Source organism: Streptomyces sp. URMC 126 (assembly GCF_051386555.1).
GTDB lineage: Bacteria > Actinomycetota > Actinomycetes > Streptomycetales > Streptomycetaceae > Streptomyces.
The window spans coordinates 1-8066 of sequence record NZ_JBPQTX010000309.1 but is presented as its reverse complement, the minus strand read 5'-3'; the positions used below and the strand labels follow the sequence as shown (position 1 = coordinate 8066).

Genomic DNA, 8066 nt, shown 5'->3' with positions numbered 1-8066 from the left:
CCCCCCCCCCCCCCCCCCCCCCCCCCCCCCCCCCCCCCCCCCCCCCCCCCCCCCGCTTTCACGCTCCCCCTCAACGGCCGTTCCAGGCAAGGTCGTTGCGATAGCGTACGGATCAGCGCTGCACACGCGCCCCCCTTCACGAGGGACCCACGTACGTCGGGGTCCTCGTCCGGGAGGTCCTTCACGGGCTTCCACGGGCGGGGAGTCCGAACCCGGGCTCCCTCCGGAGCGGTCACCGGTCCTCTGACCGCGCACCGATGAAGGGGGGCGCCGTGGGGCGTCACCGCAAGAAGCCTCTGCACGAGCGGATCGCGGCAGTGATCCGGGAGTTCTGGAGGTGGCTCAACGAACGGTGACCGCCAATCCTCCGAGAAACTGAGGATTGACGGTCAACCAGCCGTCCGTTGAGGGCGGTGTCGGCTCTCGTCACCGGGTCCGAGCCGGGGCGAGAGCCTCTTTTTGGGTTGTGCTGTGGCGGCACGGCAGCGCCGCCTCGGTGACCGCCAATCCTCCGACTCACTGAGGATTGACGGTCAACCAGCCGTCCGTTGAGGGCGGTGTCGGCTCTCGTCTCGGATGACCGCCGAGGCGAGGGCCTCTTTGTTCCGGTGTGTTTCGCTGTGATGAAGGGGGGCACCTCGCCCAGGAAGACTCGTGAGCGAAGCTGTGGGGCGTCCCCGGCCCAGAGATTCCGGACTCCCAGGGCCACCAGCACTCTAGCGCCCCCGCGACACACCGTAAACGCCGCCACGTCAAGCGCCGTACCCGCCAACCCCCGTACGAGGGAGGCGGGAAGCCGCGCCCCGAACCGGCCGACGGCCGACGCCGACAGCCGGTGCCGGCAGCCGCTTCAGCCGGTCAGAAGACCGACTCCGCCTCGTCCATCCGGTCCTCCGGCACCCGCTTCAGCTCGGTGATCGCGTCCGCCAGCGGCACCATCGTGATGTCGGTGCCGCGCAGCGCGGTCATCTTGCCGAAGTCGCCGCGGTGCGCGGCCTCGACCGCGTGCCAGCCGAAGCGGGTGGCGAGGACGCGGTCGTACGCGGTCGGGGTGCCGCCGCGCTGGACGTGGCCGAGGATGACCGGGCGGGCCTCCTTGCCGAGGCGGCGCTCCAGCTCGCCCGCGAGCTTGGTGCCGATGCCGGCGAACCGCTCGTGGCCGAACTGGTCTATGGCGCCCTTCTTGTAGTCCATCGTCCCGTCGGCCGGGTGCGCGCCCTCGGCGACGCAGATGACGGCGAACTTCTTGCCGCGGGCGAACCGCTCCTCCACCATCTTCACCAGGTCGGCGGGGTCGAAGGCGCGCTCCGGGAGGCAGATGCCGTGGGCGCCGCCGGCCATGCCGGACTCCAGGGCGATCCAGCCGGCGTGCCGGCCCATGACCTCGACGACCATCACGCGCTGGTGGGACTCGGCGGTGGTCTTCAGCCGGTCGATGGCCTCGGTGGCGACGCCGACGGCCGTGTCGAAGCCGAAGGTGCGGTCGGTGGAGGAGATGTCGTTGTCGATCGTCTTGGGGACGCCGACGACCGGGAGACCGGCGTCCGACAGCATCCGGGCCGCGGTGAGAGTGCCTTCGCCGCCGATGGGAATGAGCACGTCGATGCCGTGCTCACGGGAGAAGTCCTTGGCGTTCTCGCACGCCTCGCGCAGCCGGGCGCGCTCCAGCCGGGCCGAGCCCAGGATGGTGCCGCCACGGGCCAGGATGCCGCTCACGGCGTCGAGGTCGAGCTTGCGGAACCGGCCGTCGAGCAGGCCCTTGAAGCCGTCCTCGAAGCCGATGACCTCGTCACCGTGCTCCGTGATGGCACGGTGCACCACCGAGCGGATGACGGCGTTCAGGCCGGGGCAGTCGCCGCCCGCGGTGAGGACTCCGATGCGCATCGTGCTGTGTCTCCTGCTGGTTCTGGTGGTCGCTAGTGGGACCTGTGAGCCGGACCCGATTGTTCCACGGGCCCGCGGGGCCCGCCGCGCTCGCGCCGGCGATCGTCAACCGACGCTGACGATCACCCCCGAGCCCGCCGCCCTCCGCCTGACGCGCGCCTTATCCAGGGTCGCAGGTATTGTCAAGAGGGCAAGACCACCCTAACGGGTAATTTCACAAGCCGAACAAACGCCACCCGAACAGCACACGGCCAGGGAGCAAGGAGAGCACGCGTGACGCGCAGCGTGTACGTGACCGGGACCGACCGCGGCGACGGACGCCAGGTCATCGAGCTGGGAGTCATGGAGCTCCTCACCCGCCAGACGGACCGGGTGGGGGTGTTCCGCCCGCTGGTGCACGGCGACGGGCCGGACCGCCTCTTCGACCTCCTCCGCACCCGCTACCGGCTGGAGCAGTCACCCGAAAGCGTGTACGGCCTCACCTACGCCGAGGCCGCCGCCCTCCAGGCCGAGAAGGGCACGGACGAGCTGGTCTCCCGGCTCGTCGAGCGCTTCCACGCGGTCTCCCGCGAGTACGAGAACGTCCTCGTCCTCGGCACCGACTTCATCGGCAGCAACCTGCCGGACGAGCTGGCCCTCAACGCGCGGCTGGCGAACGAGTTCGGCGCCTCCGTGATCACCGTCGTGGGCGGCGGCGGCCAGCCCGCCGAGGCCGTCCGCGCCGAGGCCCGCAACGCCTGCCGCGCCTACGAGGCGCTGGGCTGCGACGTCGTCGCCCTGGTCGTCAACCGGGTGGACCCGGCCGACCGCGAGGCGATCGCCGAGGGCCTGTCGGCGAGCCTGCCGGTGCCCTGCTACGCGCTCCCCGAGGACGCCTCGCTCTCCGCGCCCACCGTGGCGCAGATCGTCCGCAAGCTGGGCGCCGAGGTGCTGCTCGGCGACGACGCCGGGCTCAACCGGGACGCCAAGGACTTCGTCTTCGGCGGCGCCATGCTCCCCGTCTTCCTCCCGGCCCTGACCGACGGCTGCCTGGTGGTCACCCCCGGCGACCGCGTCGACCTGATCGTCGGCGCCCTCGCCGCGCACAGCGCCGGCGCCCCCTCGATAGCCGGCGTGCTCCTCACCCTGGACGAGCGGCCCGGCCCGGACATCCTGGCGCTGGCCGGCCGGCTCGCCCCCGGCACCCCGGTGATCTCCGTGCCCGGCGGTTCCTTCCCGACCGCGGCCGAGCTGTTCGCCGTCGAGGGCAAGCTCGACGGCTCGTCCCCGCGCAAGGCGGAGACCGCCCTCGGCCTGTTCGAGCGGCACGTGAACACCGCCGAGCTCACCGAGCGCATCGCCGTCGCCCGCTCCGGCCGCGTCACCCCGATGATGTTCGAGCACGAGCTGATCGAGCGCTCCCGCTCCGCCCGCCGCCGGGTCGTCCTCCCCGAGGGCACCGAGGAGCGGGTGCTGCGCGCCGCCGACGTGCTGCTGCGCCGCGACGTCTGCGACCTCACCCTGCTGGGCGAGGAGGAGGCCATCCGCAAGCGCGCCGCCGAGCTGGGCATCGACCTGGGCGAGGCGCAGCTCATCGACCCGCAGAAGTCGCCGCTGCGCGAGCGCTTCGCCGAGATCTACGCGGCGGCCCGCGCCCACAAGGGCATGACCGTGGAGCTGGCCCACGACGTCGTCGCCGACGTGTCGTACTTCGGCACGCTGATGGTGCAGGAGGGGCTGGCCGACGGCATGGTCTCCGGCGCGGTGCACTCCACCGCCGCGACCATCCGGCCCGCCTTCGAGATCATCAAGACGGCGCCGGGCGCCCAGATCGTCTCGTCGGTCTTCTTCATGTGCCTGGCCGACCGGGTCCTCGTCTACGGCGACTGCGCCGTCAACCCGGACCCGAACGCCGAGCAGCTCGCCGACATCGCCATCCAGTCCGCCGCGACCGCGACGCAGTTCGGCGTGGAGCCGCGGATCGCGATGCTCTCGTACTCCACCGGCACCTCCGGCTCCGGCGCGGACGTGGACAAGGTCCGCCGGGCCACCGAGCTGGTCCGCGAGCGCCGTCCCGACCTGCTGGTCGAGGGCCCGATCCAGTACGACGCGGCCGTCGACGCCGCCGTCGCGGCCACCAAGCTGCCGGGCTCCGAGGTGGCCGGCAAGGCGACCGTCCTCGTGTTCCCCGACCTGAACACGGGCAACAACACCTACAAGGCCGTACAGCGGTCGGCCGGCGCGGTCGCCGTCGGCCCGGTCCTGCAGGGTCTGCGCAAGCCGGTCAACGACCTGTCCCGCGGCGCCCTCGTCCAGGACATCGTCAACACGGTCGCCATCACGGCCATCCAGGCCCAGGGCGACCAGCGCGGCGACCGCGTCGAGCCGTGACGCCCCTCCCGCTCCCCGACGTTCCCCCCACCACGGAAAGCCCCATGACTGCCAACGCCCAGGCCACTGCCCCCGCCGCGACCCGCGTCCTCGTCCTCAACTCCGGCTCGTCCTCGCTGAAGTACCAGCTGCTGGACATGGCCGACGGCTCCCGGCTCGCCGTCGGGCTCGTCGAGCGCATCGGCGAGGACACCTCGCGGCTGGCCCACACCCCGCTGGCGACCGGCGGCACCAAGCGCGAGATCACCGAGCGGATCGCGGACCACACCGCCGCGCTCCAGGCCGTCGCCGCCGAGCTGGCGGCGGACGGGCTCGGGCTGGACTCCCCCGAGCTGGCCGCGATCGGCCACCGGGTGGTGCACGGCGGCAACCAGTTCACCGAGCCGACGCTGATCACCGACGAGGTGCTGGCGGAGATCGAGCGGCTGATCCCGGTCGCCCCGCTGCACAACCCGGCCAACATCACCGGCATCCGCACCGCCCAGGCGCTCCGCCCGGACCTGCCGCAGGTCGCCGTCTTCGACACCGCGTTCCACACGACGATGCCGGAGCACGCGGCGCGCTACGCGATCGACGTGGCCACGGCGGACGCGCACCGGGTGCGCCGCTACGGCTTCCACGGCACCTCGCACGCGTACGTCTCGCGGGAGACGGCGAAGCTGCTGGGCAAGGACCCGTCCGAGGTCAACGTGATCGTCCTGCACCTGGGCAACGGCGCGTCCGCGTCCGCCGTCCAGGGGGGCCGCTGCGTGGACACCTCCATGGGCCTCACCCCGCTGGAGGGCCTGGTCATGGGCACCCGTTCCGGTGACATCGACCCCGCGGTCATCTTCCACCTCTCCCGCAACGCCGGGATGTCGACCGACGAGATCGACTCGCTCCTCAACAAGAAGAGCGGTCTGATCGGACTGTGCGGCGACAACGACATGCGCGAGATCCGCCGGCGGATCGACGAGGGCGACGAGCAGGCGCGGCTCGCGTTCGACATCTACGTGCACCGGCTGAAGAAGTACATCGGCGCCTACTACGCGGTGCTGGGCAAGGTCGACGCGATCGCCTTCACGGCGGGTGTGGGCGAGAACGCGGCGCCCGTGCGCGAGGCCGCCGTGGCCGGTCTGGAGGAGCTGGGCCTGGCCGTGGACGCGGAGCTCAACGCGCAGCGCGGGGACTCGGCGCGGCTGATCTCCCCGGACTACGCGCGGGTCGCCGTCGCGGTCGTCCCGACCGACGAGGAGCTGGAGATCGCCACTCAGGCATACGCCCTGGTCAGCGCCTGATCGCCGTGGAGCCGGGGGTTCCGCCCCCGGCCCGCCCCTGTTCCTTCCCACAGCTCGAATATTCCGCTCCGAAACAAACCGATAGGATCTGCCCCATGCGCCGTTCCAAAATCGTCTGCACCCTGGGCCCCGCCGTCGACTCCTTCGAGCAGCTGAAGACGCTGATCGAGGCCGGTATGAACGTGGCCCGCTTCAACATGAGCCACGGCAGCCACTCGGAGCACGAGGAGCGGTACCACCGCCTCCGCAAGGCCGCCGAGGAGACCGGCCGCGCGGTCGGCGTCCTGGCCGACCTCCAGGGCCCGAAGATCCGCCTGGAGACCTTCGCGGACGGTCCGGTGGAGCTGGTGCGCGGTGACGAGTTCACCATCACGACGGAGGACGTCGCCGGCGACAAGACGATCTGCGGCACCACCTACAAGGGCCTGCCGGGCGACGTCGCCAAGGGCGACCAGATCCTGATCAACGACGGCAACGTCGAGCTGCGCGTGACGGAGGTCGACGGCCCGCGGGTCAAGACCATCGTCATCGAGGGCGGCGTCATCTCCGACCACAAGGGCATCAACCTGCCCGGCGCGGCCGTCAACGTCCCGGCGCTGTCCGAGAAGGACATCGAGGACCTGAAGTTCGCGCTCGCGATGGGCTGCGACATGGTCGCCCTGTCCTTCGTCCGCGACGCCAAGGACGTCCTCGACGTCCACCAGGTCATGGACGAGGTCGGCCGACGCGTCCCGGTGATCGCCAAGGTCGAGAAGCCGCAGGCCGTCGAGAACATGCAGGAGGTCGTCATGGCCTTCGACGGTGTGATGGTGGCCCGTGGCGACCTGGCGGTGGAGTACCCGCTGGAGCGCGTCCCGATGGTGCAGAAGCGCCTCATCGAGATGTGCCGCCGCAACGCCAAGCCGGTGATCGTCGCGACCCAGATGATGGAGTCGATGATCACCAACTCCCGTCCGACCCGCGCCGAGGCGTCCGACGTCGCCAACGCGATCCTGGACGGCGCGGACGCGGTCATGCTCTCCGCCGAGTCGAGCGTGGGCGCCTACCCGATCGAGACCGTCAAGACGATGTCCCGCATCGTCGAGGCGGCCGAGCAGGAGCTCCTCTCCAAGGGCCTCCAGCCGCTCGTCCCGGGCAAGAAGCCGCGCACCCAGGGCGGTTCGGTGGCCCGTGCCGCCGCCGAGATCGCCGACTTCCTCGGCGGCAAGGCGCTGGTCGCGTTCACCAAGTCCGGTGACACGGCCCGCCGCCTGTCCCGCTACCGCGCGGCCCAGCCGATCCTGGCCTTCACCACGGACGCCGCCACCCGCAACCAGCTCGCCCTGAGCTGGGGCGTCGAGACGTACGTCGTCCCGCACGTCGACAACACCGACGCCATGGTCGACCTCGTCGACGCCGAGCTCCTCAAGCTCAAGCGTTACAACGAGGGCGACACCATGATCATCACCGCCGGCTCCCCGCCCGGCGTCCCGGGCACGACCAACATGGTCCGCGTCCACCACCTGGGCCGCGAGAACTGACCGTTCCGGCCCCGAACGGCCGTGGCCGCCACTCGCCCCCGTGGAGGGCGGGTGGCGGCCACGGCCGTTTCCGGCGGCAGACGCGACCTCACCGGAACGGATCGCCCGCCACACCGCACAGCCGCACGAGCCCCGGCCCCTCTCCCTGCCCGGTGACCTTCGCGTAGACGGTGTACGCCCAGCCTGGCCGGATCGGTTCGGTCGGTCCTGTGGACGACTGACGCGGCGGGCAGGGCGACGGTGCGCCTTGGCGCGGGGCGCGGAGGGCGCGTCTGCCCTACGGGTACACCCCGTCCGTCACATAGACCCGCATGTTCGGGATGGTGAGCGTGCCCCCGAACTGGCCCGCCTGGCGGATCTTGACGTCCGTGAAGAAGATCGGGATGGGCAGCTTGAGGCCCGGGATGAGCGGGGGCGGGTGTTCGGCCGTGTAGTCGGCGGCGAAGAGGGGGAGGGTGCTGCCGAGGAGCTTCCCCTTCAATTGCTCCGTGTACATGGTGACCCGGCCGCCGCCGACGGTCGAGGTCTTGCCCGGACCGGACTGGTGGTAGATCCGCTTCCGGTCGTTGACCAGGGCGTGCAGATCGTCGATGGCCAGCTTGTCGGCGGAGAACTTGAGGACGGACTTCTTCTGTCCGCCCGCCGTGGTGATCTCCTTGACGCCCTCGTAGGTCAGTCCGGTCAGCGTGAGCCGGTCCGCCTCCAGGAACCAGGGGTTGTCGGCGAAGGCGGCCTGCCCGTTGTCCGCCCGTCGGTTGACGAGCGGGCACGGAGGCGGCGTCTTCGCGTCCGTGGTACCGGGCGACGGGCTGCTCGACGGTGACGAACCGGGCGTCTTGGTCGGGGTGGGGCTCGGGGACGCGTCCTTCGAACCGGTGGAGGGGTCCGCGGACGGCTCGCCGGTCGGGGGCGTCGGCTTCTTGGCCGCCCTTCCCTCCGCCTCCTTCTCCTTCCCGGCACCGTCCGGGCTCTTCCCCGGCCGGGGCGTCGCGGAAGTGGCGGGAGGGGTGGGAAG

The 8066-nt window shown here is 71.4% G+C and carries 4 protein-coding genes and 1 pseudogene; 3 read left to right on the top strand and 2 right to left on the bottom strand.

The window, feature by feature from the left end; genetic code table 11:
• Positions 1-858: 858 nt before the first annotated feature.
• Entirely contained in the window at positions 859-1884 is a 1026-nt protein-coding gene (locus tag ACSNOK_RS27415; RefSeq protein ID WP_004950879.1) for an ATP-dependent 6-phosphofructokinase, read from the bottom strand.
• Between the two features lie 273 nt (positions 1885-2157).
• Here ACSNOK_RS27415 and pta point away from each other — a divergent pair, with 273 nt between their 5' ends.
• The 3 genes from pta to pyk all read left to right on the top strand — a co-directional run bounded on the left by pta (position 2158) and on the right by pyk (position 7051).
• Entirely contained in the window at positions 2158-4254 is a 2097-nt protein-coding gene (gene pta, locus ACSNOK_RS27410; protein ID WP_436783467.1) for a phosphate acetyltransferase, read from the top strand.
• A 44-nt stretch (positions 4255-4298) separates the two neighbouring features.
• Complete coding sequence (locus ACSNOK_RS27405) at positions 4299-5531, top strand: acetate kinase (protein WP_436783466.1); 1233 nt, start codon at positions 4299-4301, stop codon at positions 5529-5531.
• 95 nt (positions 5532-5626) lie between these two features.
• Complete coding sequence (gene pyk / locus ACSNOK_RS27400; RefSeq protein WP_436783465.1) at positions 5627-7051, top strand: pyruvate kinase; 1425 nt, start codon at positions 5627-5629, stop codon at positions 7049-7051.
• Positions 7052-7328: 277 nt separating this feature from the next.
• Here pyk and ACSNOK_RS27395 read toward each other — a convergent pair.
• Positions 7329-8066: pseudogene (locus ACSNOK_RS27395) on the bottom strand (hypothetical protein); the annotation flags it as partial.